Annotated in this window: 21 protein-coding genes; 4 read left to right on the plus strand and 17 right to left on the minus strand. The window is 57.6% G+C overall.

What is annotated here, in order from left to right; translation table 11 throughout:
- Positions 1–13 precede the first annotated feature (13 nt).
- The gene (mprF, locus tag GOX75_RS03320; RefSeq protein WP_171121174.1) at positions 14–2623 is read left to right on the plus strand and encodes a bifunctional lysylphosphatidylglycerol flippase/synthetase MprF; all 2610 of its coding nucleotides are present in this window, start codon (positions 14–16) and stop codon (positions 2621–2623) included.
- A 3-nt stretch (positions 2624–2626) separates the two neighbouring features.
- On the opposite strand, the gene GOX75_RS03325 is transcribed toward mprF, so the two are convergent.
- The 6 genes from GOX75_RS03325 to GOX75_RS03350 all read right to left on the minus strand — a co-directional run bounded on the left by GOX75_RS03325 (position 2627) and on the right by GOX75_RS03350 (position 7375).
- Complete coding sequence (locus tag GOX75_RS03325; protein WP_171121175.1) at positions 2627–4189, minus strand: efflux transporter outer membrane subunit; 1563 nt, start codon at positions 4187–4189, stop codon at positions 2627–2629.
- 11 nt (positions 4190–4200) lie between these two features.
- Positions 4201–5346, minus strand: coding sequence for an HlyD family secretion protein (locus GOX75_RS03330; protein WP_171121176.1), 1146 nt, complete (start codon positions 5344–5346; stop codon positions 4201–4203).
- Positions 5347–5366: 20 nt separating this feature from the next.
- The gene (locus tag GOX75_RS03335) at positions 5367–5729 is read right to left on the minus strand and encodes a DUF3302 domain-containing protein (RefSeq protein ID WP_170383924.1); all 363 of its coding nucleotides are present in this window, start codon (positions 5727–5729) and stop codon (positions 5367–5369) included.
- 34 nt (positions 5730–5763) lie between these two features.
- A complete protein-coding gene (locus GOX75_RS03340) occupies positions 5764–6333 on the minus strand; it encodes a disulfide bond formation protein B (RefSeq protein WP_171121177.1) in 570 nt (189 codons plus the stop codon).
- A gap of 9 nt (positions 6334–6342) precedes the next feature.
- On the minus strand, positions 6343–6498 hold the full coding sequence (locus GOX75_RS03345) for a DUF5993 family protein (RefSeq protein ID WP_171121178.1): 156 nt from the start codon (positions 6496–6498) through the stop codon (positions 6343–6345).
- A gap of 115 nt (positions 6499–6613) precedes the next feature.
- Positions 6614–7375, minus strand: a complete 762-nt coding sequence (locus GOX75_RS03350) for a DeoR/GlpR family DNA-binding transcription regulator (protein ID WP_171121179.1) — start codon at positions 7373–7375, stop codon at positions 6614–6616.
- A gap of 205 nt (positions 7376–7580) precedes the next feature.
- On the opposite strand from GOX75_RS03350, the gene glpD reads away from it, so the two are divergent.
- Entirely contained in the window at positions 7581–9152 is a 1572-nt protein-coding gene (glpD, locus tag GOX75_RS03355; RefSeq protein WP_171121180.1) for a glycerol-3-phosphate dehydrogenase, read from the plus strand.
- A 64-nt stretch (positions 9153–9216) separates the two neighbouring features.
- Here glpD and GOX75_RS03360 read toward each other — a convergent pair whose 3' ends face one another.
- From GOX75_RS03360 to GOX75_RS03405, 10 genes are all read right to left on the minus strand, one after another.
- The gene (locus GOX75_RS03360) at positions 9217–12354 is read right to left on the minus strand and encodes an efflux RND transporter permease subunit (RefSeq protein WP_171121181.1); all 3138 of its coding nucleotides are present in this window, start codon (positions 12352–12354) and stop codon (positions 9217–9219) included.
- Between the two features lie 3 nt (positions 12355–12357).
- The gene (locus GOX75_RS03365; protein WP_171121182.1) at positions 12358–13536 is read right to left on the minus strand and encodes an efflux RND transporter periplasmic adaptor subunit; all 1179 of its coding nucleotides are present in this window, start codon (positions 13534–13536) and stop codon (positions 12358–12360) included.
- A 284-nt stretch (positions 13537–13820) separates the two neighbouring features.
- Positions 13821–15539, minus strand: coding sequence for a methionine--tRNA ligase (gene metG / locus GOX75_RS03370; RefSeq protein WP_171121183.1), 1719 nt, complete (start codon positions 15537–15539; stop codon positions 13821–13823).
- Positions 15540–15644: 105 nt separating this feature from the next.
- The gene (locus GOX75_RS03375; RefSeq protein ID WP_171121184.1) at positions 15645–16880 is read right to left on the minus strand and encodes an MFS transporter; all 1236 of its coding nucleotides are present in this window, start codon (positions 16878–16880) and stop codon (positions 15645–15647) included.
- 70 nt (positions 16881–16950) lie between these two features.
- Complete coding sequence (locus GOX75_RS03380; protein ID WP_171121185.1) at positions 16951–17547, minus strand: YceI family protein; 597 nt, start codon at positions 17545–17547, stop codon at positions 16951–16953.
- Positions 17544–18758: an MFS transporter gene (locus tag GOX75_RS03385; RefSeq protein WP_171121186.1), complete on the minus strand. Its 1215-nt coding sequence runs from the start codon at positions 18756–18758 to the stop codon at positions 17544–17546. Before GOX75_RS03385 ends, GOX75_RS03380 begins: the two co-directional genes overlap by 4 nt.
- Positions 18759–18822: 64 nt before the next feature.
- A complete protein-coding gene (locus GOX75_RS03390; RefSeq protein WP_171121187.1) occupies positions 18823–19443 on the minus strand; it encodes an ImuA family protein in 621 nt (206 codons plus the stop codon).
- A gap of 48 nt (positions 19444–19491) precedes the next feature.
- On the minus strand, positions 19492–20073 hold the full coding sequence (locus GOX75_RS03395) for a TIGR02281 family clan AA aspartic protease (RefSeq protein ID WP_171121188.1): 582 nt from the start codon (positions 20071–20073) through the stop codon (positions 19492–19494).
- Between the two features lie 41 nt (positions 20074–20114).
- On the minus strand, positions 20115–20735 hold the full coding sequence (locus GOX75_RS03400; protein ID WP_171121189.1) for a MarC family protein: 621 nt from the start codon (positions 20733–20735) through the stop codon (positions 20115–20117).
- Entirely contained in the window at positions 20732–22585 is a 1854-nt protein-coding gene (locus GOX75_RS03405; protein WP_171121190.1) for an ABC-F family ATP-binding cassette domain-containing protein, read from the minus strand. The genes GOX75_RS03400 and GOX75_RS03405 overlap by 4 nt, the downstream gene beginning before the upstream one ends.
- A 109-nt stretch (positions 22586–22694) precedes the next feature.
- Here GOX75_RS03405 and GOX75_RS03410 point away from each other — a divergent pair, with 109 nt between their 5' ends.
- Positions 22695–23897 carry a multidrug effflux MFS transporter gene (locus GOX75_RS03410; RefSeq protein ID WP_171121191.1) on the plus strand — a complete coding sequence of 401 codons (1203 nt, stop codon included), beginning with the start codon at positions 22695–22697 and terminating at the stop codon, positions 23895–23897.
- Positions 23898–23996: 99 nt separating this feature from the next.
- Entirely contained in the window at positions 23997–24419 is a 423-nt protein-coding gene (gene ndk / locus GOX75_RS03415) for a nucleoside-diphosphate kinase (RefSeq protein WP_170352964.1), read from the plus strand.
- A 54-nt stretch (positions 24420–24473) separates the two neighbouring features.
- Here the strand turns inward: ndk and GOX75_RS03420 are convergent, their stop codons facing one another.
- On the minus strand, positions 24474–24821 hold the full coding sequence (locus GOX75_RS03420) for a TfoX/Sxy family protein (RefSeq protein WP_171121192.1): 348 nt from the start codon (positions 24819–24821) through the stop codon (positions 24474–24476).
- Positions 24822–25298: the final 477 nt, after the last annotated feature.

Here is a 25298-nt window from a genome sequence, read left to right on the forward strand (position 1 = left end):
GCAGGGGAACATTATGACGACGCAGGACACAGGCGAAGAACTGTGGGCGGTTCGCTGGGCCGAACGTGCGACAGGTTTTCTTGAGCGACCTCTGGTCCGTATCGCAATTCCGGTGTTGGTCACATTGATCGCGCTGGTCGTTTTGCATGAGCTGTCGTCGCATGTGAAATGGTCAGACGTTCAGACAGACGTGGCGAATACGTCTTGGAAACTGATGTTCTTTGCCGTCTGCTGGACGGCATTCAGCTTTGTTTCCCTGTCCATGTACGACGTTTTTGCAGTTCAAAGCGTGGCGGATGGTGAAGTTCCCTTGCCCGTCGCGGGGATGGCGGGGGCGTGTGGCTATGCCGTGTCGAACTGTTTGGGCTTTTCCTACATCACGGGAACGGCGATCAGGTACCGCATTTATGCCTCACTTGGACTGGACCTTGGGCGGGTCGCGGGTGTTATCGCTACATCGTGGATAGCGTTCTGGTCAGGTATGGTCTTGTTGCTGGGCTGCCTGTTGACCCTTCATCCTGACGGGATTTCCAAGATACTGCCGATCAACGAAACTGTCGAAACCGTCATAGGTATCGGTCTTCTTATCGGCCTTGCGACGTTGTTGATTTGGTTAGCAAAAGGCGGCCGCAGGCTGGCTTATGGGGGGCTGGGGTTCAATCTACCCGGTGGGAAACTGGCCGGATTGCTGACCCTAGCGGCCATTGGTGATCTGTTCGGAGCGTCCATGACGCTTTATGTCCTGATGCCAGATGATCTGGGCATCGGTTTTCCGTTCTTCTTTGCCGTATACATTGGCGCCATCGCAGTCGGTATTCTAAGCCACGCTCCGGGCGGGATAGGCGCGTTTGAGGCAACGTTGATCGCAGGGCTGGGGGCCTCGGGCCGCTCGGACGTCATTGCTGCCTTGTTGCTGTACCGGTTGGTTTATACGTTCCTGCCATTCGCTATCGCCAGCCTTTCTATCGCGGTCGCGTCTGCCTTGACGCATCGTCGCAGAATTGGCGGAGCCGCCACGTGGGTTTACCGCGTCCTACGCCCCATCGTGCCGATGGTCGCTGCGGGTGTGTCAGCCGTTGCCGGGGTGATCCTGCTTGTCTCTGGGGCGCTTCCGACCAGCAGCCAAAACCTTGGGGTCCTGCGGGATTTTCTGCCTTTATCTTTTGTCGAGGCGTCGCACCTTGCAGGAAGCGCGGTTGGCGTTCTGTTGATCCTTGTCTCGCGCGGGCTGTTCCGAAAACTCTATCGTGCTTGGATCGTGGCCATGCTGCTAATGGTTGTCGGCTTTTTTGCGTCACTGACCAAGGGCCTGGATACGCATGAAGCCATTAGTATGCTGGGTACAATCGGCTTGCTTGCCATGTTCCGGGGCGCGTTCTATCGCGTCAGCGGTGCTTCGATTTTCAGATTGAATATCCCGTGGCTTGTCAGTGTGATTGCCCTGCTGGCGGTCATTTTCTGGATAGGTTTGTTCGCCTATTCCCACGTGGAATATCAAAACTCCCTGTGGTGGGAATTCGCGTGGAACGGTGATGCGTCGCGCTTCCTACGCTCCAGCCTGATTGTGGCGGTTATTTTGGGCGTGGTTGCCGTGAACACGCTGTTTGGAAGGGAGATTCCACCACCAGTTCGCACCGAGATCCCCAAAGCGGTCGAACGTCTGGCGATGGAAAGCGAAGATACCGAGGCGCAAATCTCATTGACTGGCGACAAGCAGTTTTTGATGTCGCCCGAGGAAAACGCTTTTCTGGCCTACGCCGATACCGGCAATGCCCTGATCAGCAAGGGCGAGCCTGTCGGTGATGAGACCGCCGGCCAGCAACTGATCTGGCAACTTCGTGAAATGGCGGATCGTGAGGGCAAGCTTTGTGCGTTCTACAGTGTTTCGACCAAATACCTGCCGACCTTTCTTGATCTGGGGCTGTCGATTCTGAAAATCGGTGAGGTCGCGCGTGTGCCGCTGAATGACTTTTCCTTGGACGGAAAGTCGCGCAAACGCTTCCGTCAGGCCAAAAACCGGGCCGAGCGGGAGGGGTATGTGTTCGAAATCATCCCTAAAGAGCAGCTTGCACCGGTTCTGCCCGAGTTGCGGAAGATTTCCGATGATTGGCTCGCGCAAAAAGCAGGTGAAGAAAAGGGTTTCGCGCTTGGTGGGTTTGACGACGAATACCTTTCATATTTTGACCATGCGGTTCTGCGTAACGGGGCGACGGGTGAAATCGTTGCGTTTGCCAATCTGTTTCAGGGTGGTCACAAATCTGAACTGTCGCTGGACCTGATGCGGTATGAGCCCGACAGTCCCAGCTTTGTCATGGACGCCCTGTTTGCCGAGATGATGTCTTGGGGGGCAGAGCAGGGGTTCCAATGGTTTTCGCTGGGTGCCGCGCCGTTTTCAGGGATCGAAAACCGTCAGCTTGCCTCGATCTGGAATCGCATTGGCGGGTTCGTTTACGAACATGGTGAACAGTTTTATCACTTTGAGGGGCTTCGATCCTTCAAGCAGAAGTTCGATCCGGACTGGAGCCCGAACTATCTGGCCAGCCCCGGAGGTCTGGCGGCCCCCCGAATATTGTATGAGGTGAACATCCTTATCTCAGGCGGGTTGAGGGGCTTGACGAAATAGCGATCAGTTCAGGCTGACCCCGGTGGGCGCTTCCTGCAGCAGGTCGCCCCAGTCCGTGCGGTATGCCATCTCTGCCAATACGGTCTCGGGCAGGAATTCCTGATTCTGACGAATTTGCCAACCTCCGCCCAGCCCCTTGTAGACTGCGACCAGATTGCTGGAGACCTGCTGTCTGGCTTCGATCAAATTCGCCTGCGACTGCAACAGCGCGGTTTGCGTGTTCAGAATGCGGGAATAGCTGGCAGCCCCATCACGGTACTGATCCACAGCAATCTCAGCCGCCTTGCGTGAGGCCGCGACGCTGTTTTCATAAAAGCCGACCTGCTTGCGGGACTGAGAATAGGCGACCATCGCGCTTTCGACTTCGGAATAGGCCGTCAGGACAGTGTTCTGGTAATTTGCGATAAGGGCTTGATAGGCCGCGTCCTGCGCGCGGACGTTGTTCTTGATCCGGCCATAGTTCAGGACGTTCCAGACCACCCCGGCATTGGCAAGCCCGGTCGTGCTGGCCGCCGAAAACAAATCGCGGCCGCCCGAAGCCTGTACTCCGATAGAACCCGACAGGATAAACTGTGGGTAAAGGTCCGCGAGAGCAATCCCGACCTGCGCCGATTGCGTAGCTGCCGCCAATTCAGCCGCACGCACGTCCGGGCGGCGCCGCAAAAGCTCTGCCGGAACACCAACAGATACATTGGAACGAGCGGACGGAATGCGGCCAGAACTTCCCAACAGGCCGGACATTCGTGACGGGGTCGCGCCCAGCAGCACCGCCAGCGCGTTCTTTGTTTGCTGCAAGTCGCTTTCGATTGCGGGGACCAGAGCCTTGGTGTTATTCAGCAGCGCTTGAGACTCCTGAACATCCAGCTCAGTCGTGACGCCGTTCTTGAACCGGAGTTCGGTCAGGTTCGCGCTTTCCTGCTGCAACTGAATGTTCTCACGTGCGACAGAGAGCGACTCTTGCAACGCTCGGATGTTGACGTAAAGCGCGGCGACATCGCCTGTCAAAGTAACCAAGGCGTCGTCATAGTTGGCGACCTGAAGCGCAAGGTTAGATCGTGCTGCCTGCACACCCCGCCGTTGCGCGCCCCAGACATCCAGCTCCCATTGTGCATCAAAGCCGACTTGCGAGGTCGAAAATTCGGTATCCAAAGGGATGATCCGGTTGATGTCCGAAATCGGCCCGAGATTTTCGCTGATTTGGCGCCGTTCGATAGAGCCGCCGATAGCCTGTGATTGCGGATAAAGCTCGCCAAACGCGATACCCAACTGCGCGCGGGCCTGCAAAACGCGGGCACCTGCCACTTGCAGGTCAAGGTTCTGGGCATAGGCTTCTGCGATCAGCTTGTTCAAGGTGGGGTCGTTGAATGTCTCCCACCAGCGGACCACGGGGGCGCTGCGCGAGGTCAAGCCACTGGGCCCTGTGCTTGGGCTGTTCACCTCGATCCATTCCTTCACGACCGGAGAGTTCGGCCGCACGAAATCGGGGCCAACTGGTGTGCACGCCACAAGCAAAGCTGCGCTTAGTGCTGTACCGATGATCCTGCTGCGGAAGTTGGCCCGGTTCATGGCGTGCGTCCTCAGATGTCCAGTGGTCGGATGAAGTTGGCGAAGGAATAAAGCCGGATATTGATGCGTCGCAGGAACTCAAAGCTTTTGCCCTGGCCTGTGTAGATCGCCACGGCTGCGTGCCCACCGGCGGGCAAAGTGTGGCCGTCGGGAAGATCGACCGTGATCTGCACCGCAATGCGACCCGGCAATTTGGGCAGTTCAAAACCGGGCAGGCGGCCGGATGGCAGGTATTGACCTTGGCGTGTGGCCCACCAGATCGCCTCGACCTTGCCGGTAAGGATTTCGCCCGGATACAGGTCCAACGCGACCTCGACCTCTTGACCGGGCTCAACAAATTTGAGGTTCTGCTGACGATAAGTCGCAAGAAGATAGGGGTTATCCTTGGTCACAAAGCTGGCGATCGCACCTAAACGAATATCCCCGACAACAAGACCGGGGCGCGCCTGTTGCGACACGATCATCCCGTCTTCAGGGGCGTATATCGTGGTGTTCTCAAGGAAGTACTCGGCCTTTTCCAACTGTGCCTGCGCTTGCAGGATGCCGGTATTCACCCCATCGATTTGAGAATTCAGAGCAAGTTCCGCCTTTTCAAGGTTCGCTTCGGCCTCTTTGATCGACGCCTGGTCTTCGGTGACTTGTTCGTTCCAGCGATCCAACTCATCCTGTCGTGCGCCGCCTGCGGGAACAAGGTTTTCATACCGCGTTTGTTGCGTCAGCGAATAGGCAAGCTTGGCGTTCGCGCGTTCGACGGCTTCTGCGGCAACGATGACGTCCTGTTCAAGGATCTTCGCGTTCTGCTGTGCGGCAACCAATTGCGCGTTGGCTTCTTCAACTTCCAGCGAAAAAACGGTGTCATCGAAACGATAAAGCGGGTCCCCTTTTTTGACCTCGGTGTTGGGTTCAACCAAAACCTCCGTCAGGATCGTCGGCTCGGTCAGGCGGGGGACGATCTGGATGGTCGAGCGGACAACATGGCTGTCGATGGAAAACGGTTGAAAGAACCGCAAAGCAACAAGGAAGATCAGCAGCAGGTGTGCGCCCACCCAAAAGGACACGATGCCCCAGGCGATGTTGAAGCGCAGCCATTGCATTTTGAAGAAAATGAACCAGACGAAAATGATGTAGAAAAGCGTAATGCCGAGGGCGACAAACATGGTGTTTCAGTTCCTTTGGCTTAGCTTTTCTGCGTCTCGTCAGGGTCAAGCGGATCGCGGTATTCGTCGGTCAGTGTTCCGCCCAACCGCTTGATTTCTTTGCGCACGGCGTCCCGTTCATCGTCTGGCATACGGCGAATATCGACGGTTGTTCCATCGTGGAAGGCCCAGATAAAGGCGTGAACCCAAGGCACGATCGCCAAGAACCCCATCCAGCCCATGATCTTGACCGCCTCGGCATGAGGATGGTTTCGCTTGATCGCGATACGGCCGGGCAGCCCCATCAGGAACAGGAACAATCCCATAACCGCAGCAAGCAGCAATATCAGTGCAAGAAATGTCAGGTAGTCATAGTAGCCCAGCGGCTGCCCCAATAGTCCCATGCTCGTGCCTCCTTGAGGGACGGTTGACCCATCCTCAGTTGTTGGTCCCCAGTTCGTCAATCAGTTTGTAGTCCGTCGGCGGGTCAGCGCAGATGCCGGGGCCGCATTCCAGCAGGGTCGAGATTGCGTTCAAGGCGGCCAAGCCCAGCATTATGAAGAATGCAGCCTTCGCCAATGTGCTGCCACCGAACCGAGGCCGATCGGATGTGTCGTCAGCATATTGCCGGTCGAACATCAGCATGATGGCAGTTCCCAGCAAGATCAGGAAAAAGCAGATCGCCGCCCAAGTGTAGTAGTGGTAACCCAGTACGGGTGAGCCATAATGCCCCGTACCCGGCACGATATGCAGCAGGATTTGCCTGACCGAAACGCTGATACCAAAGAGCGCGGCAATCAGCATCAGCGCATAATGTCTGGGCCGCGCGCCGTACAAAAGGTTCAAACCCAGCCCAACCCCAACGGCGACAAAGCCAACGCGTTGCAGCAAGCAAAGGGGGCAGGGTAGTTCGTAGAGGGTTAACTGATAGATATAGGCCAGAAGCAAAACCAGACTGACGGCCAGAGTGCCAAGGGCGTTCAGGTTTCGGGACAGATCAGGTGTCATCGCAGCCCCCTATAGTTGAATCGTCAATTGGCTGGTTGCATGGAACTTGAACCAGTAGACACTCATCGCAAGGGTGATGAAAAACAGCACATTGGCCGCTGTGGTCAATCGAAAGTAATTCAGCCCCATGGTGGCAGTAAGCAACGCAAACAAAAGCGCGATCATGGCCCGGACCCTCCCTGCCGTGCAACGATTGCAATATGTTGTGATAGTGTCAGGCTAAGTCGCACCTGACAAGAACGGGTTTTAGAATAAGCCCCAAATACGGGAATGCAGCGCCTTACTGACCTATATTCAGCCGTGTCTGCCATTCCGCACATTTGTGCTGAAGATCACCAGTCACCGGTAAATCTGTATAGAAAACATCAACCTCAGCGAGTGAAGCTATCCTTGCCGGAGCGGTTCTTTGGAACTTGGAATGGTCCGCTACCAGCAATGTCTGTCTTGCTTGGGCGATGATTGTCTGGCTGACCCGAACTTCCTGAAAGTCAAAATCCAGCAGATCGCCTTCTGCATCAAGGGCGGAACACCCAATCACCGCATAGTCGAATTTGAACTGTTCAATTGTCGATATCGTCAGGTTTCCGACCAAGCCCCCATCTGACCTACGCAGGACGCCCCCGGCGACCACGATCTCGCAATCCGTGTTTTCGACAAGGATATTCGCAACGTTCATGTTGTTCGTCACAACCATCAGGTCCTTATGGTTCAGCAATTGGCGCGCAACCGCTTCGGTCGAGGTGCCGATGTTCATGAAAAGGGATGCGCCATCAGGGATGTCTTTTGCGCAGGTTTGCGCGATGCGGGTCTTTGTATCCGCATTCAGCGCACGGCGGTCTTCATACCCAATGTTCGAAACACCTGACCGCAACACAGCCCCGCCATGCACGCGGTCCAGCTTTCCCATATCTGCAAGCTCTGACAGGTCTCTGCGAATGGTTTGCACGGTGACATTGAAGGTTTCGGCCAGTTCCTCAACCATGACGCGCCCGTCCTGCTTGGCAATTTTCAGGATGTCAGACTGGCGGAATGAAAGTGACACGGGCATCTCCAACTGTACTGCGTATTCGTTTTTGTTCGCTTTTGGTGAAAATGCAAGGGATTGGACTAGGATTTGCATTCTGATTTGCGGTTAGTTATGGCGTTTGGCTTGTCAAATACGAACAAAAACGAAAATCAACATTGACGAACCGAGCACTCACCGGGTTAATGGCGGCGAATATGCCAGCAAGGGGAATCGACTGGATATGGCTAGGCGCAGCGAAGAGGTTACCGATCTTTTTATCATCGGTGGGGGGATCAACGGATGTGGTATCGCCAGGGATGCGGCAGGGCGTGGATTGTCTGTTGTGTTGGCCGAGATGAACGATCTGGCTTCGGCTACATCTTCGGCTTCGACCAAGCTGTTTCATGGCGGCCTGCGGTATCTTGAGTATTTTGAATTCCGGCTGGTCCGCGAAGCATTGGTCGAGCGCGAAACCCTGTTGCGGGCCATGCCGCACATTAGCTGGCCGATGCGATTTGTGCTGCCCTATCACGAGGATATGCGGTTTGAATCGGATACGCCGACGTCACGCTTGCTAAGTACTGTCATGCCGTGGATGCGAGGAAGGCGACCGGCGTGGCTGATCCGCTTGGGCCTGTTCATGTATGACCACCTTGGCGGGCGGAAAATTCTTCCGGGTACAACCTCATTAAACCTTCGGACCGAGGTAGAAGGTGGCCCCCTTCAAGAAAGGTTTGAAACGGCTTACGAGTATTCGGATTGTTGGATCGAAGACTCGCGGTTGGTCGTCCTGAACGCCCGCGATGCCGAGGCCCGCGGTGCGCAGATTTTGGTTCGGACCAAAGTGATGTCGGCCGAACGGGTAGATGACCTGTGGAATGTCACAATCCTCGACGAAATCAGCGGCGACACTCGGATGATACAGGCGAAGATGCTGATCAACGCTGGAGGTCCATGGGTTGGCGACATCATCCAGACCAAAATCCGTGTGAACTCGCGCGAGGGCGTGCGGCTGGTTCGCGGCAGCCATATCGTGACCCGCAAATTGTTCGACCATGATAAGTGCTATTTCTTTCAGGGCGAAGATGGCCGCATCATCTTCGCTATCCCTTACGAGCGTGAATTTACCCTGATTGGCACCACAGATCAGGATCATCCGAACCCCTCTGAACCGCCGGTATGCACCGAGGCCGAGCAGGATTATTTGTGCGCCTTTGCGTCGAAATATTTCAAAACGCCTGTTACGCGGGAAGACGTCGTTTGGACTTATTCCGGCGTGCGCCCGCTTTATGATGACGGGGCCAGCAGCGCCACGGCCGCCACGCGGGACTACACGTTGAAGGTGGATGCGCAGGGTGGTGCGCCAGTATTGAATGTGTTTGGTGGAAAGATCACCACCTATCGCCGCTTGGCCGAAAGCGCGCTTGAAAAGGTTTCTGAGCATTTTCCGCACCTGCCGGGCCCTTGGACGGCTGGCGTCGCACTCCCCGGCGGTGACTTTCCGGTTGACGGTGTGCAGGAACTGATTGCCGGGTTGGAAGCTGATTATTCCTTCTTGAACAGGGAGTGGGCAGAGCGGCTGGTGCGCGCCTACGGCACCGATGCTCGGGGCATTCTTGCAGACGCCAAAAGCGCCAGTGACTTAGGCCAAGAGTTTGGTGCGACACTGACTGAGCGCGAGTTGGAGTGGCTGGCCGATAAAGAATACGCAAGAACCGCCGAAGACGTTGTGTGGCGGCGCAATAAGCTTGGGTTGAAGCTGACCACGGACCAAATCGACCAGATCGGGCGATGGCTGGACAAGCGGCAATGATCAACTTTGTGATCCTCTATACGCTAAAAGGCCCCGCTGTTTCAGCGGGGTCCTTTTTCAATGTTCAGGCTGTTTTTTCAGACGGCCCGGGATCGTTCTTGGTGCCTTTCAGCCACTCTCGCAACCCTTGCAGCAGCGCGTAGAGGACCGGAACAACAATCACCCCTACTAATGTCGCTGCCAGCATCCCGCCAAACACTGCGACGCCGATTGCCTTCTGACTGGCTGCACCCGCTCCGTTTGCGGCCAAAAGGGGCACAACACCCAGCAGGAAAGACAGGGCAGTCATCATGACCGCGCGGAAACGCTGGAACGCAGCTTCGGCTGCGGCTTCTTTGATCGGCAGACCGTTTGCGCGCTGTTCCATTGCGAATTCGACGATCAGAATACCGTTCTTGGACGCAAGCCCCACAAGCATGATCATCCCGATCTGCGTATACAGGTTGATGTCGCTGCCTACGATAGCCACCGCAGCAACGGCCCCGAACAGGGCAACCACCACGGATAACAGGATAGAGACCGGCAGCGTCCAGCTTTCGTATTGCCCGACAAGGAACAGATACCCAAACAGGATTGCCAGTCCCAAGATCACGATGACCAATCCGCCAGACGCAAGCTGTTGCTGCGCTGTGCCGGTCCATTCGAAGGCATACCCAGGGGGCAGGGCGGTCGCGGACTCTTCGGTCATTGTATTGATCGCATCCCCGGTTGATAGCCCTGCGGCTGGAACTGCTGTTACCGTCGCGGACCGGAACAGGTTGTGGCGTTTCAGCAGAACCGGCCCAAGCACGTTCTCAACATCAACCAGTGTTCCAAGCGGCACCATTTCGCCCTTGGTGGAGCGCACATAGAGGTTCGAAATATCCTCGACGTTGTCGCGATAGCTTCCGTCGGCCTGGATCATCACGCGGTAGACCCGCCCAAACAGGTTGAAGTCATTCACGTAATACGACCCCAATTGCGCCTGCATGGTCTGGAAGACTTCGGCCACCGACACTTGCAGCGTCTTGGCTTTCTCACGGTCCAGATCAACAAACAATTGAGGCACGTTTGCCCGGAAGGTGGTGTAGGCCTGTGCGATCTCGGGCCGTTGGTTGGCTGAGTACACAAAAGAGCCCACGGCAGATGCCAGATCCTGAGGTGAGCCGCCGCCGGTTTGCTGGACTTCCATCTCGACGCCCGCCGACATGCCCAAACCTTGAATAGGCGGTGGGTTGAAGGCCACGATCGAGGCTGCGGATTCGCCATTTGCGATGGCCAGTACCTTGCCCAAAATCGCATTGGCGCTCAGGTCGTCTTCCTGACGCTCATCCCAGTTGTCCAGGTTCACAAAGATTGCGGCACCGTTGGTGATCGTTCCATTCAGCAGCGAGAAGCCGTTGATCAGAACCGTGCTTGCGACGCCCGGGATTTGGCGAATTTGGTCGTCCACGCGGCTCGAGACCGCCTCGGTGCGTTCAAGCGTTGCGGCGTCGGGCAACTGGATGTCAACGAACAGGTAGCCGTTGTCCTCAAGCGGGATAAAGCCGCTCGAAGTTTTTGACATGATTGTTCCTGTTCCCATCGCAAGGGCAACAACGATCCCCAAAGCGATGACCGGCAGGATCAGCAGCTTGCGCACGATCGCGACATAGCCGGACCGAACCGTGCCAATGAACTTTTCGAACAGAGCCAGCAACCCCTTGGGCGGGCCAGAGCGGGCGCGCAGAACAAGTCCGCACAAAGCCGGCGACAACGTAAGGGCGTTGATCGATGAGATGACCACAGCCGTCGAAATCGTCACGGCGAACTGAGAGTACAGCCGCCCTGAAATTCCGGGCATGAAGGTCACAGGTACAAACACCGCCAGCAGAACCAGCGTGGTTGCAATCACCGGCCCGGTGATCTGCCCCATGGCCTTGCGGGTCGCTTCTGCCGGGGGCAACCCCTCATCCGCGATAATGCGTTCTACGTTTTCCACGACAACAATGGCGTCGTCGACCACAATCCCGATCGCAAGCACCAAGGCGAACAATGAGATCGTATTTAGCGACATTCCAAAGGCCAGCAGAAACGCGAACGTCCCGATAAGCGAGACAGGGATCGCAACGGCAGGAATAATAGTTGCGCGCCAACTGCCCAGAAACACGAACACGACCGAGATCACCAGAATGAAGGTCAGGATCAAGGTTGAGACAACGTCCTTCAGAGATTGCTCTACAAAGTCGGTGGTGTTGAACGGAACCTGATATTCCACATCCGTCGGGAACGAGCGGGACAGGCGCTGCAGTTCCGCCTCAACCCGCTCGGATACGGCAAGTGCGTTCGCGCCGGGGGCCTGATAAATGCCGATAACGGTCGCGGGGACGCTTTGGAAATAACCTGAGGCGGCGTAGTATTCAGCCCCCAACTCGACCCGAGCGATATCTTTGACGCGGACGATCGAGCCCGCTTCCCCGGTCCGAATGACAATGTCACCAAACTCTTCCGCCGATGTCAGTCGACCCTTGGTTTTGATCGTATATTGGAATGTCTGTCCCTTCGGTACCGGCGGGGCGCCGATCGAACCCGCAGACACCTCGACGTTTTGTTCGCGGATGGCGCTGATCACATCGCCGGGTGTGATAGACAGCGCAGCCATCTGATCCGGGTCCATCCAGATCCGCATAGCGTATTCCAGATTGGTCAGAACATCGGCCTTACCAACCCCCTGAACCCGTGCCAGCGCGTCTTTCAGATTGATAGAGGCATAGTTCGACAGGAACACGCTGTCATATGTACCTTCGGGCGAAGTCAGCGTGACCAGCAACAGCATGTTCGTCGACGCTTTTTGCGTAACCACCCCCGATGATGTCACCTCGGCCGGCAGCGACGACATAGCCTGCGCAACGCGGTTTTGCACGTTCACGGAGGCGATATCCGGGTCGGTTCCGACTTCGAAGGTAATATTCAGCGAATAGCTTCCGTTGTCCGAGGAGGTCGACGTCATGTAAATCATGTCGTCCACGCCGTTTACCTGCGCCTCGATCGGGGCGGCTACGGTATTTTCAACAGTCTCGGCATTGGCCCCGGTGTAGGTTGTCGTCACACTGACCACAGGGGGCGTGATGTCGGGGAACTGGGCGACCGGCAGGACCATATACCCAATGGCGCCCATAATTGTGAGGACAAGCGAAATAACAAGGGCCAGCTTTGGCCGGCTGATGAACAGGGCTGAGAACATGGGTTATTCTCCCGGCTGCTCAGACGCCACGACAGCGTCGACCGCGACGCCGGGGCGGACCCGTTGCAGGCCCTCGACGATGACGCTTTCTCCTTCACGCAACCCGTCCTTGACGATCACGGCGGTGCCTTCGTTGTTGCCAGTTGTGATATAGCGCTGTTCGACCATTTGCTGATCGTTGACGACCAGAACGAACTCACCCCGTTGATCACGTTGCAGCGCGGCTTGCGGGATCAGCACTTCGAGCGTGGGTTGCAGGGCTTCGATCCGGACGTTCAAAAATGCCCCATCGACGATCAGCCGTTTGGCATTCGCAAACTCGGCCCGCATCGAAATCGCGCCGGTCAATGGGTCGATCCGGTTGTCGACGAACACGATCTTGCCAGTCTCATCCAGTTTCGTTCCATTCGGAAGGTCGATGTGAACATTCGGGCTTTTGTCGCTTTCTGCAAGGGACGCTGGATTTTCACCAACAGTTTCCAAAACCGAGGTAAATTGCTTTTCGTTTACAGAAAAATTCACGTAAATCGGCGCTTCGCTGACGATATTGACCAAGGGCGGATTGGTCGGACCAACCACATCCCCGACGCTTATTGCGACGCGGCCAATTCGACCGTCAAAGGGTGCGTGGATTTCAGTATAGCTCAGGTCCAGTTGGGCCTGTTGAATAGCAGCTTTCGAGGCTTTGACCTCAGCTTCGGCAACCAACTCATTGGCCCGCGCAATGTCGCGTTCCGATTCCGGCGTGGCATCCCGCTCATATAGCTCTTGCTTTCTTGTCAGCTCGACCTTGGCAAGCTCCAGATTGGCTTCGGCCCGGTCGAGATCGGCGTTACGGGCGTCTAGTGTCGCCTGATACAGATCGGGTTCAATGGTGAACAACAGATCGCCCTGTTTCACCAGAGCCCCATCTTCCACGTTCTGAGATTCCAGAAACCCGCTAACGCGTGCAACGATATCGGCTTTATTCAACGCCTCGGCCCGTCCGATGAACGCGGCTTCCTCGGTGATTTCTTGCGTGTAGGCCGCGGCGATGGACACTTTGGGCGGCGCTGCGTCGCCCTGATCCTGAGCAATGGCAGGATGTGCCAGTCCGATTACGGTCAAAGCCACGGCGTGCCTCAGAAAACTGGGTTCCGCTTTGCTTTGGCCAAGTTTCAACAACGTCGATGCAAGGGACATGGCAATTGCCTCATTAAATTAAACTGTACGCAACCCGGATTGCCGGCCGCGATCCGAGTCGAGTGAACTTTTAGGCAGGATGGCGGTTTTGTTTCTTTTTCTCAAGCATGTTGACGCGTTTCCGCCGGATCGCTGGCGGAATTTCTTGCGGTAGCGTACGGGGTTACGAGCGCGCTTGCGCGAAAGGTAGCGCGCCGGGCAGGTTAAAGGACGAGTCTGAGCACGAACCTGACAACAAAAAGGGGGCAAATTGCCCCCTTCGTGTTCAATGCTGTCGCGTGGCTTTAGTCGCGTGTACCGGCAAAACGGGTTTGCCAATCTTCGCGCTGTTCGTCGGTGATTTTGGCGAACAGAACGTCGGGAACAGAAAATTCATGCCCCGCTGGTAATGCGTTCAGCGCCTCGGCCACGTCCTCAGGCCAGCTTGTGTCCAGCGTGTTCATCGCGCTCAGCATCTTGGCCGAGGTTTCGGGGATGAACGGCGCGCTCAGGACCGCGTAAAGGCGGATCAGGTTCAGACCCAAGCGGACCTGCGCAGCGGCCTGTTCGGGGTCTTCCTTGAAGGTCGACCAAGGGGCTGCAGATTGCAGATACTCGTTGCCCGCCACCCAGATCGCGCGCAGTTCCTGTGCCGATTTGCGAACTTCCATCGCCTCCATGAACTCTTCATAGGCGCGGACGCGCCGGGTAAGTTCCGCGATAAGTTCTTGTTCACGCTCGGCAAATGCGCCGCCTTCGGGAGCCGCTTCACCGAATTTCGAACGGCAGAACTTGGTGATCCGACTGACAAAGTTACCCAACACGTCGGCCAAATCCTTGTTCACCGATTGCTGGAAATTCTGCCATGTGAACTCACTATCGCTGCTTTCGGGCGCATGGCTCAGCAGCCACCAGCGCCAGAAATCGGCAGGCAGGATGTCCAGCGCCTGATCCATGAACACGCCACGGCCCTGAGAGGTCGAGAACTGGCCGCCGTCATAGTTGAGGTAGTTGAAGGATTTCAGGTGATCGACCATCTTCCACGGCTCGCCCGAACCCAGAATGGTGGCAGGGAAACTGAGCGTATGGAAGGGCACGTTGTCCTTGCCCATGAACTGCACATAACGAACATCATCCGCGCCTTTGTCGGTGCGCCACCAGCGTTCCCATTCGGAATCCGGTTTGCCGCTGGCATCGGCCCATTCCTTGGCGCAGGCGATATATTCGATCGGCGCATCGAACCAGACATAGAAGACCTTGCCTTCCATCCCCGGCCAGTCCTGATCACCTTTTTTGACCGGAACACCCCAGTCCAGATCGCGGGTGATGCCGCGATCCTGCAACCCGTCACCGTCATGCAGCCATTTCTTGGCAATGGATGTGGTCAGGATCGGCCAGTCGGTTTTGCTGTCGATCCACTCATCTAGTTGATCCTTCATCGCGGATTGACGCAGATACAGGTGCTTGGTCTCGCGCACCTCAAGGTCGGTCGAGCCACTGATCGCGCTGCGTGGCTCAATCAGGTCAGTGGGGTCCAACTGTTTGGTACAGTTCTCGCACTGATCCCCACGGGCACGGTCGTACCCGCAATTGGGGCAGGTGCCCTCGATATAGCGGTCGGGCAAGAAACGGCCATCAGCGTTGGAATAGACCTGTTTTTCGCTGACCTCGCGGATCAGGCCCGCATCGTCCAGCTTGCCCGCGAAATGCTGCGTCAGGTGCTTGTTCTGGTCGCTGGAGGACCGGCCAAAGTGATCGAAGCTTAGACCAAACCGGTCGGCGATATCGGCCTGCACGCCGTGCATCTCGGCACAATACTCTCCTACTGGCTTGCCCGCCTTGGCGGCGGCCAGTTCCGCCGGAGTACCGTGCTCATCGGTGGCACACAGGAACATGACCTCATTCCCGCGGCCACGCTGATAGCGTGCGTACAGATCGGCGGGCAATTGTGAGCCGATCAGGTTGCCGAGGTGCTTGATCCCGTTGATGTAAGGGATCGCCGAGGTGATGAGAATCCGAGCCATTTTGTGCTTCCACGTAACTGTCTGCGCGCCCGTCTACATGATGTGACCGGCCAGCAAAACCCCAGCTTTTGCTTACCTGCCAGTTTGGACGTGAAAATCCAGAGTTCAGGGGCCGGACTTATGCTCTTCCCGTGACTTCTTCAGTAGCCGCCCGATTGTGAAAGAGGTGCGCGGTGCATAGACATAATTCGTGCGCTCTTCTGGTGTTGGGCGCGATTGCATCCGGGCCAGACCAAAGACGATCAGCCCGACATGACCAACCGCCACAAATGCAAACAGCGCACCCGGTCCGAATTGCTGAATCAGGGTTGATGAGATGAATGGTGAGGCGATCGCCCCGAGCGCGTACCAGAACATCAATGCAGCAGAGAGTTCGACCCGCTGTTCCGTTGTGGCAAAGTCGTTGGCGTGGGCGGACGAGACCGAAAAGATGGGAAAGGTTGTCAGGCCAAATAGTCCTGCGGCCAGCATCACGCCGAACGTCCCGGCACCGCTAGCTGCCATGGTCACACCACAGCTTAGTACAGCGGCGACCGACAGCCAGATCAACACCCAGCGGCGGTCATATTTGTCCGCCAGCCAGCCCAAAGGATACTGTGCCAGCGCCCCGCCCAAGACAAAGGACGCCAGAAAGAAAGCGATCTGATCTACGTCCAAGCCAACTTCTTGCCCGTAAACCGGCCCGACCATCCGAAACGATGCCGAGCTTAACGCTGCCACGATCACGCCCGCCACCGCCAAGGGGGAGCTGCGCCAGGCAAGCTTGGGCCGCAATCGCGGCGCGTCAGGGGTTTTCGGCTGGCTTGCCCGTGTCAGGGTCAAGGGCAACAGGGACGCGCAACACAATATCGCCAACAGATTGTACGAGACATAAGAGGCAGGCGGCAAAACGGCGATGATCAACTGGGCACATAAGGACGCGCCCATATCCGCGATCCGGTAAGTGCCCATCGCGCGCCCGCGTGTTTCGTTGGTCACCTTGGCGTTCAGCCAAGCCTCGATCACGGTATAACACCCGGCGACGCAGGTGCCCGATGCGATACGAAGCACCGCCCAAACATACGGATTTTCCGTCAACGTATGCCCCAACAGACCCATTGCACCCAAGGCAGTACAGACCGCAAAAGCGCGCGAGTGACCCACGCTTCCCATCAGGCGCGGCGCCCACCAGCAACCGATAAAGAACCCGATGAAATGCGCCGAGCCCAAAAGACCGATCTGCTCGGTCGTGAACTCAAGCGTCAGGCCCGAGATGGCATCCAGCGGGCCGACGCCGCCTGTTGATAGCTGCAACAGTATGACCGAGAGGAACAGGGCGGCAAAAGAAATGATGGTGCGCATAATGGCCTCAGATTGGCGCATCCTAAGCGGGACGCGCGCAGCTTATCGACTTTGTCACGTCGTTTTTCACCTATCCGATGCGTTTGATGCGGGCCTGAATGTCCAGCCCGACTGTATCCTGCACCAGATCAGCATAACCGGACGCGCCGAAGTCGTGCCTGTTTAGTGCTCCGGTCAAGTTGATTGAAAGATCGTCAAGATTGTCGGTGGCGCTGCCGCGTTCCCGAAACAGGTTCGCCTGGAGCGCGATAGGGCGGGTAACGCCGCGCAATGTCAGATCGCCGACCACCATCGCCCCGCGAGAGATACGCCCGCCTTCGCCTAACAGAATGCTGGTCGATTCGAATTGTATGGTCGGAAACGCGGCGGCGTCCAGAACGCTTTCGCTTAGCATCGGTTTGCGTGCAAACGGGACTTTGGTGCGTGCTTCGGCAACGCTCAGGACGACTGCAACGCGGCTGTTTGGCAGGTCGCGAAGGTCGATCTGAATATCGGCGCTTTGGATCGGCATCGTGCCGGATTGGGTGATGCCGGAGAGTGCAAAGGTAAAATCGACAGAAGTTCCGTCCTTTAGCAGTTCGTAGGGCTGTAACGCGGCCAGTGCGGGGCGGACCATCGGTAGGGTGACAAGCCCGCCCAGTAAGGTACGCCGTGACAGTATGGTCATGCGGGTGCCTCTTGCCTGCGCGGGCGTGATCGGTTGAGCAGGGTCAAAAGAATGACGATGTTCAGACCATTCCAGAGAATGCCGTTGATAAATGCCAGTTGGTAGTTTCCGGTAAAGTCGTAAATCCACCCAGACATCCACCCGCCTAGGGCCATGCCCATGATTGTCATCATCATGACAAAGCCGACCCGCGCTCCAGCCTCTTGCGGCGGCATGTATTCGCGCACGACCAAAGCATAGCTGGGTACGATCCCACCTTGCGCCAGCCCGAACATAAGGCTGATGACATACAAGGAAACCATCCCGTCATACGGAAGGAACAGGAACAGGGCGATGCATTGCAGGACCGAGCCGATCAGCAATGTGTACAGACCGCCCAGCTTGTCCGCGACCATCCCCGAGATAACCCGGCTGACCACACCGCCAAGAAGCATCAGCGACAGCATCTCGGCCCCGACAGCAGGGCCATAACCCAGCCCCACGCAGTACGAAACGATATGAACCTGTGGCATCGACATCGCCACGCAACAGCCGATCCCGGCTAGACCCAGAATGTACTGCAGTGTTCGTGGGGATATGCCGACACTACGCGCATTGATTTGCGCGTTTGCGGCTGCGGTTTGATGGGCCTCGACCGGGACCTGACGGCGCAGTAGCAGGGACAGGGGGATCACGACGACCAGTGTGATAATCGCCAATGTCAGATAGACCTGCTGCCATCCCTCGCGCGCCAGAATGCCAGACAGCAGGGTCGGCCAGATTGCGCCAGATAGATAGTTCCCGCTGGCCACCAGCGCCACGGCGATGCCGCGCCGCTTCATGAACCAGTGCGAGATATCGGCGATCAGCGGACCAAATCCGATCGAGGTTCCCAGACCCAGCAATAGATGAGCCGCAGACAGTAGCGCCATGTTCGGTGCCCAAGTTGCAAGCAGGTAGCTGATTGCGCTCAGTGCCGCGGCCCCGATCAGCGCCTTGGTCACACCCAACCGATCCACCAGTTGGCCCAGCCACATGTTGCCCAGCGCAAAGCCGATCATGGACAGGACATACGGGAACGATGCCTCGGCCCGGCCAGCGTCGAACTGCGCCTCGATTGCGGGCATCACCACGATCACGGCCCACATGCCTACATTCGCCACCGTCGCAATGGCGAGCGTGATCAAGAGGCGAAGCCAGGAATAGCGGCTGTCGTGGATCGCGTGGCTCATCCCGGCACGCTAGGGCGCAGGTTTGGTTTTGGCTAGTCACATCTTGCGTGATCTTCCGCCAGTGTCACACGCGGGCGTCTTCGGTTTTCATCTGGCGCAGGTTCAGCCCCGCGCGCGGTTTGGTCTGAGTGGCGTGCCAACTGACCGGGGGCAGGGCGCGGGCACGGCTGCGGGTCAGGGTCCAGCGGCGGACTTCCCCCGCATGATCGGCTGCCATATGCCAGCGCGTTTCGACGCCCTGCGCACCGCCATCGCCGGGGGTCAGCAGCAACCCCAGCGGAGCCCGCCCCATCGCGCCACCCTGTTCGGCGGCCAGATGCATCCGGCGCACGGGTGTCAGGCCGGGCGCACCGGGCAGGTCACCGATCACCAGCGGAATGGCCCCGCTGCGCAGCGCCTCTTCAAGGCACCACAGTACGTCTTCGGCACGGGTCGGGTGGACAAAGATGAACCGGGCCGGATCCGCAAAGGGCATAATCCCGTCGGGGTTTAGTTGACCGGGCTCCCACGCGGGGGAAATCCACAGCACCGGTCCCTGCGCCTGACCCGCCAGCCACATGGCAAAGCTGCGCCGGGCGGGGCCGCAGGCTTCGTGCACGCGACCCAGTTGCAGGGCGACTTGCGGAACAAGGTTTATACCCGGCGCTTCACGCGCGGGTTTGCGGCCAAGAAGATGAGTAGACATGCTTTCAATCTAGCATGTTCTCATTTTGTTCTCAATTTGGAAATGCCCTCAGCGGGACAAAATAATTCGACCGTCGGCAAACTGAATGTTCGAGAACCTGTGCAGGTAGTCCATCCCCAGAAGGGACTTGTGCAGCTCACCCTCATTGATCCAGGCCGAGACATTCTGGTCGGTGATCGGACCAACTGTAAAGGTTTCAAGCCGAACGGGTGCTGTCCGGACCTCACCGTTCGCAGTGGCCGCGCGGCCGAAATAGTTCAACTGATCGGGATCAATACCAACGCGGGAGGCGTCCTGTGCGCTCAGAACAATCTGACTGGCACCGGTGTCGACAAGGAAGGTAATCGGCTCTCCGTTCACCACAACGGGCAAATAATAGTGGCCATCATGGGCGCGGGGGACTTCGATCGTTTCGCCCGTCACAGTCATCTGCGGGGCAGGGCCGACGGTCGTGCGAATGTCTTCCCACAGACCCACAAGGGCAATCACGCCGATAAAAATGAACACCCAGGCCATCGCCTGTTGCAGCGTCTTGTTCAGCGTCTGCCTGTTCTGCGAAATAAACCAGGCCACGACAGCCGCGCCAAGCAGTCCCAGATACGCAATGCGAGCTATGCTGTCGCCATCCATACTTTCACCTTAAACCATGAGCTTGAGTGATATATGGGGAGTCAGGACGCAAATCCAAAGGCTTTGAGGCCGTCCAGAATGAACTGTACGGACAGGGCGGCCAGCAGCATTCCCAGCAGGCGTGTCAGGACGTTCAGGCCGGTCTTGCCCAGAATGCGCGCGATAACGCCCCCAGACAGAAAAAAGGCGAAAACAACGGCCATAACGGCCAACATGACCACACAAGCCTCGACAATTCCCAGAACGCCGGGGTGTTGACCGGCCAGCAGAATGATCGTTGCAATCGACCCCGGCCCAGCGATCAGGGGAATGGCCAGTGGAAAGACCGACGGGTCAGGGTGCTCCTCTTCTTCGGCCCGGTCCTCGCGCCGTTTGGTGCGGCGGTCAAACAGCATATCGAGCGCGGTCAGGAACAGCAGCGCGCCACCCGCCACGCGGAAGGCGGGCATTGAGATGCCGACAAAGCCCAGCACGGCCTCGCCAAAGGCGGCGAAGGCAATCAGGATGCAGACGGCGGTCAGGCAACTGCGGATCGCAGTTTTGCGACGGGTTGCGGCGTCCATGTCCTGCGTTAGCGCCACGAAGATGGGCGTGGTGCCGAATGGGTCGATGACCACGAACAGGGTGGTGAATGCGGTGACGAAAAAGGCCAGATCAATCATGCCGCGCCCTCTGCTTGTTCCAGGCGTTCGGCGGCTGCGACCCACAACGCTTCGGCTTTTTGCATGGCTTCGACCACCTCGGCGAATTTGCGGTTCCACGATTCCAGATCGCTGATCCGGTCATCTTCATACAGCGCCGGGTCCGCCAGTTTCGCGGACAGCTTTTCATGCATGTCTGTCAGCTTTTCAATCCGGTCCTCGCATTTGCGCAGATCGGCACGCAGGGCCAGCATGGTGTCACGTGACGGGCGTTTGGGCTTGGCGATTGCTGGCTTTTCCTTCACCGGTTTGTCACGGGCCAGCAGCATGGCACGATATGCCTCCAGATCACCCTCGAACGGCTTGACCGTCCCTTCCGAAACCAGCCACAGCCGATCCGCCACCAGTGACAGAAGATGCATGTCGTGACTGACCAGAACCACCGCGCCGGAATAGGCGGTCAGCGCCTCGACCAGCGCCTCGCGACTTTCGATATCCAAGTGGTTGGTCGGTTCATCAAGGATCAGCATATGCGGCGCGTCGATTGTCGCGATCAGCAGCGACAGACGGGCTTTCTGACCGCCTGACAGACGACCGACCTGCGTTTCTGCCTGATCGGCGTTCAGCCCAAAACCGGCCAGACGGGATCGCCATTTGCCCGGTGCCTCATCCGGGCGCAAACGGCGCAGATGGTCCAGAGGGGTTTCGTCCACATACAGTTCATCCACCTGATGCTGCGCGAAATAGCCGATGCGCAGCTTGGAACTGCGGGTCATCTTGCCCGCCATCAGGGGCAGGCGATCGGACAGCAGCTTGGACAGGGTCGATTTACCCTGACCGTTCTTGCCCAGCAGGGCGATGCGGTCATCCTGATCAATGCGCAGGTTCAAACGGCGCAGCACCTCTGTGTCGCCATAGCCTGTGATCCCGCCTTCAAGATGGATGATCGGGGGCGACAGTTCTTCTGGCACGGGGAAAGAGAACGCGCGTAGGGCGGCCTCTTGCGGGGTCGAGACCAGTTGGATGCGTTCGATCATTTTCAGGCGCGACTGGGCTTGCACGGCCTTGGTGGCCTTGGCGCGGAACCTGTCCACAAAGCTTTGCAGGTGGGCGATGCGGGCCTTAGCCTTGGTGTTCTCTGATTCCGCCTGCGCAATACGTTCCGCGCGGCGTTCGGCGAATTTATCGTAAGGCACCGCGTAATAGGTCAGCTTGCGGTCTTCCAGATGCAGGATCGAGCCCACCGCGCGGTTCAACAGTCCGCGGTCGTGGCTGATGATGATGACCGTATGCGGGTATTTGGCCAGATAGCTTTCCAGCCACAGCGCGCCTTCAAGGTCCAGATAGTTGGTCGGTTCGTCCAGCAGCAGCAGATCGGGTTGAGAAAACAACACCGCCGCCAGAGCGACGCGCATCCGCCAGCCGCCCGAGAAATCCGAGCAGGGTTTCAGTTGATCCTCATCATCAAACCCCAGACCTTTGAGGATGGAGGCCGCGCGCGCCTCGGCCGACCATGCGTCGATATCGGCCAGACGGGTCTGAATCTCGGCAATGCGCGAGGGGTCTGTGGCACTGTCGGCCTCGGCCATCAAGGCGCTGCGTTCGGTATCGGCGGCTAGCACCGTGTTGATCAGTGAGACATCGGACGAGGGCACCTCTTGCGCCACGCCACCGATCCGCGCGCGTTTCGGCAGTACGATATTGCCCGATTCCAGCGCAAGTTCCCCTCGGATCAGGCGGAAAAGGGTGGTCTTGCCGGTGCCATTGCGCCCCACAAGGCCCACCTTGTGTCCATCGGGAATTGTCGCACTGGCCCCATCGAACAGGGGGCGGCCTTCGACGGCATAGTTGATGTCTTCGATCCGTAACATGAGCCGCTCTTAGCAGAGCCGTGTTGCCGCCGCCAGCGGCTTGGCATGTTCTTCCCGGACACGATGTGATAGCGCTGGTCCGATTGGATTTCAGACGGTTTCTTGACCCATGCGAGCGGCCCAGACGCCCCCTTCCTTGGTCACCTTGATCTTTGCGACGGCACTGTCGGTGCTGTCGCTAAACATGTTCCTGCCGTCACTGGCACGCATGGCCGAGGATTTTCAGGTCGACTACGCACTGGTTAACTTCTCGGTCGCCGGTTACCTGGCGGTTTCAGCGATATTGCAACTTATCGTGGGCCCCTTGTCGGACCGGTTCGGGCGCCGACCTATAATGTTGATCGGGTTGGGGATATTCGCAATCGCCTCGCTGGGGTGCGTTTTGGCCGAGTCGATCTGGGTCTTTCTGGGTTTTCGATTGCTGCAGGCGGCCGTTGTTGCTGGCCCGGTTTTATCAAGCGCGTCGATCCGTGACAGATACGCCCCGAATGAAGCTGCCAGCAAACTGGGATACGTCGCCATGGCGATGGCCTTGGCGCCGATGCTGGGTCCGATGCTGGGTGGGGCCTTGGATATGCTGTTCGGTTGGAAGGCCGGATTCACATTGTACACCATGCTGGGGGCAGGGATGTTTGCGCTGCTTTGGCTGGATATGGGCGAGACGAACAGCACCCCATCAGCAACGTTTGCGGCCCAACTGCGCGAATACCCGCATCTGTTTCGGGCCCGCCGATTCTGGGGATACGCCTTGTGCGCGGCATTTTCGATCGGTGGGTTCTTTACCTTTATCACCGGAGCGCCCCTTGTGGCCGCCGCTTGGTTCGACCTTAGCCCGGCGTCGTTGGGGCTGGGCATTGGTATTATCACTGGCGGATTCATGGTGGGGAATTTCATCACCGGGCGGATCGCGGCCCGAACAAGCCTAACGACGATGATCCTGATCGGGCGGGTCGTGGCATCGACCGGTCCATTCTGCGGACTGCTGTTATTCTTGGCAGACTTGGGGTCTGTCTGGGTCTTCTTCGGATCAGCGATCTGTGTAGGCTTTGGAAACGGTTTGACCAACGCAAATGCATCGGCCGGAGTAATGTCGGTTCGGCCGAAACTGGCGGGCAGCGCGGCGGGTTTATCTGGCGCGATGATAGTCGCTCTCGGGGCGGTGCTGACATCAATGACCGGGGCGCTGGTCAGTCCCGAAAACGGTCCTTACCTGGTGCTGGGCATGATGAGCGCGTGCAGTTTTGCAGGGCTGTTGGCCATTTTGTACGTGCGCTGGGTCGACCGGGTAGAGCCGTTGCCCGACGCGATCTGACGGTTAGGCCATCATAACGCTTTTCTTGGGTCAAATACCGTGCTAGGCGGCGCGCGATGGATTTCGGCGCAGCGCGCCAAACACGAAGGAGAGGCCGACATGGCACTGGAACGCACATTCTCGATCATCAAACCCGATGCAACCCGCCGCAACCTGACTGGCAAGATCAACGCCAAGTTCGAAGACGCGGGCCTGCGCATCGTCGCGCAAAAGCGCATCCACATGACCAAAGAACAGGCTGGCAAGTTCTACGAAGTCCATGCCGAGCGTCCTTTCTATGATGAACTGTGCGAATTCATGTCGTCGGCTCCGGTCGTTGTTCAGGTTCTGGAAGGCGAAGGCGCCATTGCAAAGAACCGTGAAGTCATGGGCGCAACCAATCCCGCAGACGCGGCCGCCGGCACCATCCGTGCCGAGTTCGCTGAATCGGTTGGCGAAAACTCGGTTCACGGTTCGGACGCACCTGAAACTGCAGCGGTTGAGATCGCTTACTTCTTCTCGGGCATTGAACTGGTCGGCTAAATCGTCGCCGGAACAAGTTGAAAAGCCGTCCTCAAAACTTGAGGGCGGCTTTTTCTATGCGGGTTTCAAATCGTCCGGTGACACCCGCACGCCGATCGCATCAAGGTCGGAAATCATTTGCGCCTCAGGCGCTGTTCCGACACTTGCTTTGATTGCGTCAAACCGTTTGCGCAGCGCCTTTTTCTCATCACCCTTGCAATCGTTCCAAGGACGACCCTGCAGCCCCATAACCAGCACGTAATAGCCGATGAAATGCGGGCGTGATCCGGACTGCAGCAACTTGGAATACGCAGCATCTGCGCCCATCTCGCGCAGGTCCTGTGCCGAGTGTATGCCCGCACGCGCGCAGGCCTGTTCAAACGCGGGGCCAAGGTTGCGGATGGATGAAACCGGGTCAGTCATACATGCGTCTTAGCGAGGCCAGTTGCTGCTGTCATCCACTTGTTCCGACCGCGCATGTAAGGTCAGCCAGATCAGGTGAGGTTTGGCAGGCTTGCTTTTGACAGACGTATGCGATTGCATGACAACATCCTGTCAAGCGAGGTGCCGATGTCCAAGAACAAGGAATCCGCAAAGAACGAAGCCAAGGCAAAAAGAAAAAATCTTTGCCGCTGGATGGGAACCCACTCAAGCTTCGCGCGATTGAAGAAGGTGAAAGCGCGCAGAACTTCGTGGAAGTCCTTGTGAGCGAGCACCTTGCAGCGCCACGGAAGGAACGCACGCTATGACAAGGGCGGACGCTTTGTTCGTTATTCATGGCGGGTTTGAACTTTCTTTGCTTGCGAAGCCGCTAAAGAAACTTTGCTTGAGGGTTGAGCCCGCAAAGGCCGCTCAGAAATGTCTGATACTGGACTGCTTTGATCAGTCAATCAGGATGTC

This window comes from Ruegeria sp. HKCCD7251 (genome assembly GCF_013031165.1).
Lineage (GTDB): Bacteria > Pseudomonadota > Alphaproteobacteria > Rhodobacterales > Rhodobacteraceae > Ruegeria.

Bases quoted from the DNA above. Each gene is read 5' to 3' on its own strand.
- mprF (WP_171121174.1), top strand. From the start codon at position 14: ATGACGACGCAGGACACAGGCGAAGAACTGTGGGCGGTTCGCTGGGCC.
- GOX75_RS03325 (WP_171121175.1), bottom strand. From the start codon at position 4,189: ATGAACCGGGCCAACTTCCGCAGCAGGATCATCGGTACAGCACTAAGC.
- GOX75_RS03330 (WP_171121176.1), bottom strand. From the start codon at position 5,346: ATGTTTGTCGCCCTCGGCATTACGCTTTTCTACATCATTTTCGTCTGG.
- GOX75_RS03335 (WP_170383924.1), bottom strand. From the start codon at position 5,729: ATGGGACTATTGGGGCAGCCGCTGGGCTACTATGACTACCTGACATTT.
- GOX75_RS03340 (WP_171121177.1), bottom strand. From the start codon at position 6,333: ATGACACCTGATCTGTCCCGAAACCTGAACGCCCTTGGCACTCTGGCC.
- GOX75_RS03345 (WP_171121178.1), bottom strand. From the start codon at position 6,498: ATGATCGCGCTTTTGTTTGCGTTGCTTACTGCCACCATGGGGCTGAAT.
- glpD (WP_171121180.1), top strand. From the start codon at position 7,581: ATGGCTAGGCGCAGCGAAGAGGTTACCGATCTTTTTATCATCGGTGGG.
- GOX75_RS03360 (WP_171121181.1), bottom strand. From the start codon at position 12,354: ATGTTCTCAGCCCTGTTCATCAGCCGGCCAAAGCTGGCCCTTGTTATT.
- GOX75_RS03365 (WP_171121182.1), bottom strand. From the start codon at position 13,536: ATGTCCCTTGCATCGACGTTGTTGAAACTTGGCCAAAGCAAAGCGGAA.
- metG (WP_171121183.1), bottom strand. From the start codon at position 15,539: ATGGCTCGGATTCTCATCACCTCGGCGATCCCTTACATCAACGGGATC.
- GOX75_RS03375 (WP_171121184.1), bottom strand. From the start codon at position 16,880: ATGCGCACCATCATTTCTTTTGCCGCCCTGTTCCTCTCGGTCATACTG.
- GOX75_RS03380 (WP_171121185.1), bottom strand. From the start codon at position 17,547: ATGACCATACTGTCACGGCGTACCTTACTGGGCGGGCTTGTCACCCTA.
- GOX75_RS03385 (WP_171121186.1), bottom strand. From the start codon at position 18,758: ATGAGCCACGCGATCCACGACAGCCGCTATTCCTGGCTTCGCCTCTTG.
- GOX75_RS03390 (WP_171121187.1), bottom strand. From the start codon at position 19,443: ATGTCTACTCATCTTCTTGGCCGCAAACCCGCGCGTGAAGCGCCGGGT.
- GOX75_RS03395 (WP_171121188.1), bottom strand. From the start codon at position 20,073: ATGGATGGCGACAGCATAGCTCGCATTGCGTATCTGGGACTGCTTGGC.
- GOX75_RS03400 (WP_171121189.1), bottom strand. From the start codon at position 20,735: ATGATTGATCTGGCCTTTTTCGTCACCGCATTCACCACCCTGTTCGTG.
- GOX75_RS03405 (WP_171121190.1), bottom strand. From the start codon at position 22,585: ATGTTACGGATCGAAGACATCAACTATGCCGTCGAAGGCCGCCCCCTG.
- GOX75_RS03410 (WP_171121191.1), top strand. From the start codon at position 22,695: ATGCGAGCGGCCCAGACGCCCCCTTCCTTGGTCACCTTGATCTTTGCG.
- ndk (WP_170352964.1), top strand. From the start codon at position 23,997: ATGGCACTGGAACGCACATTCTCGATCATCAAACCCGATGCAACCCGC.
- GOX75_RS03420 (WP_171121192.1), bottom strand. From the start codon at position 24,821: ATGACTGACCCGGTTTCATCCATCCGCAACCTTGGCCCCGCGTTTGAA.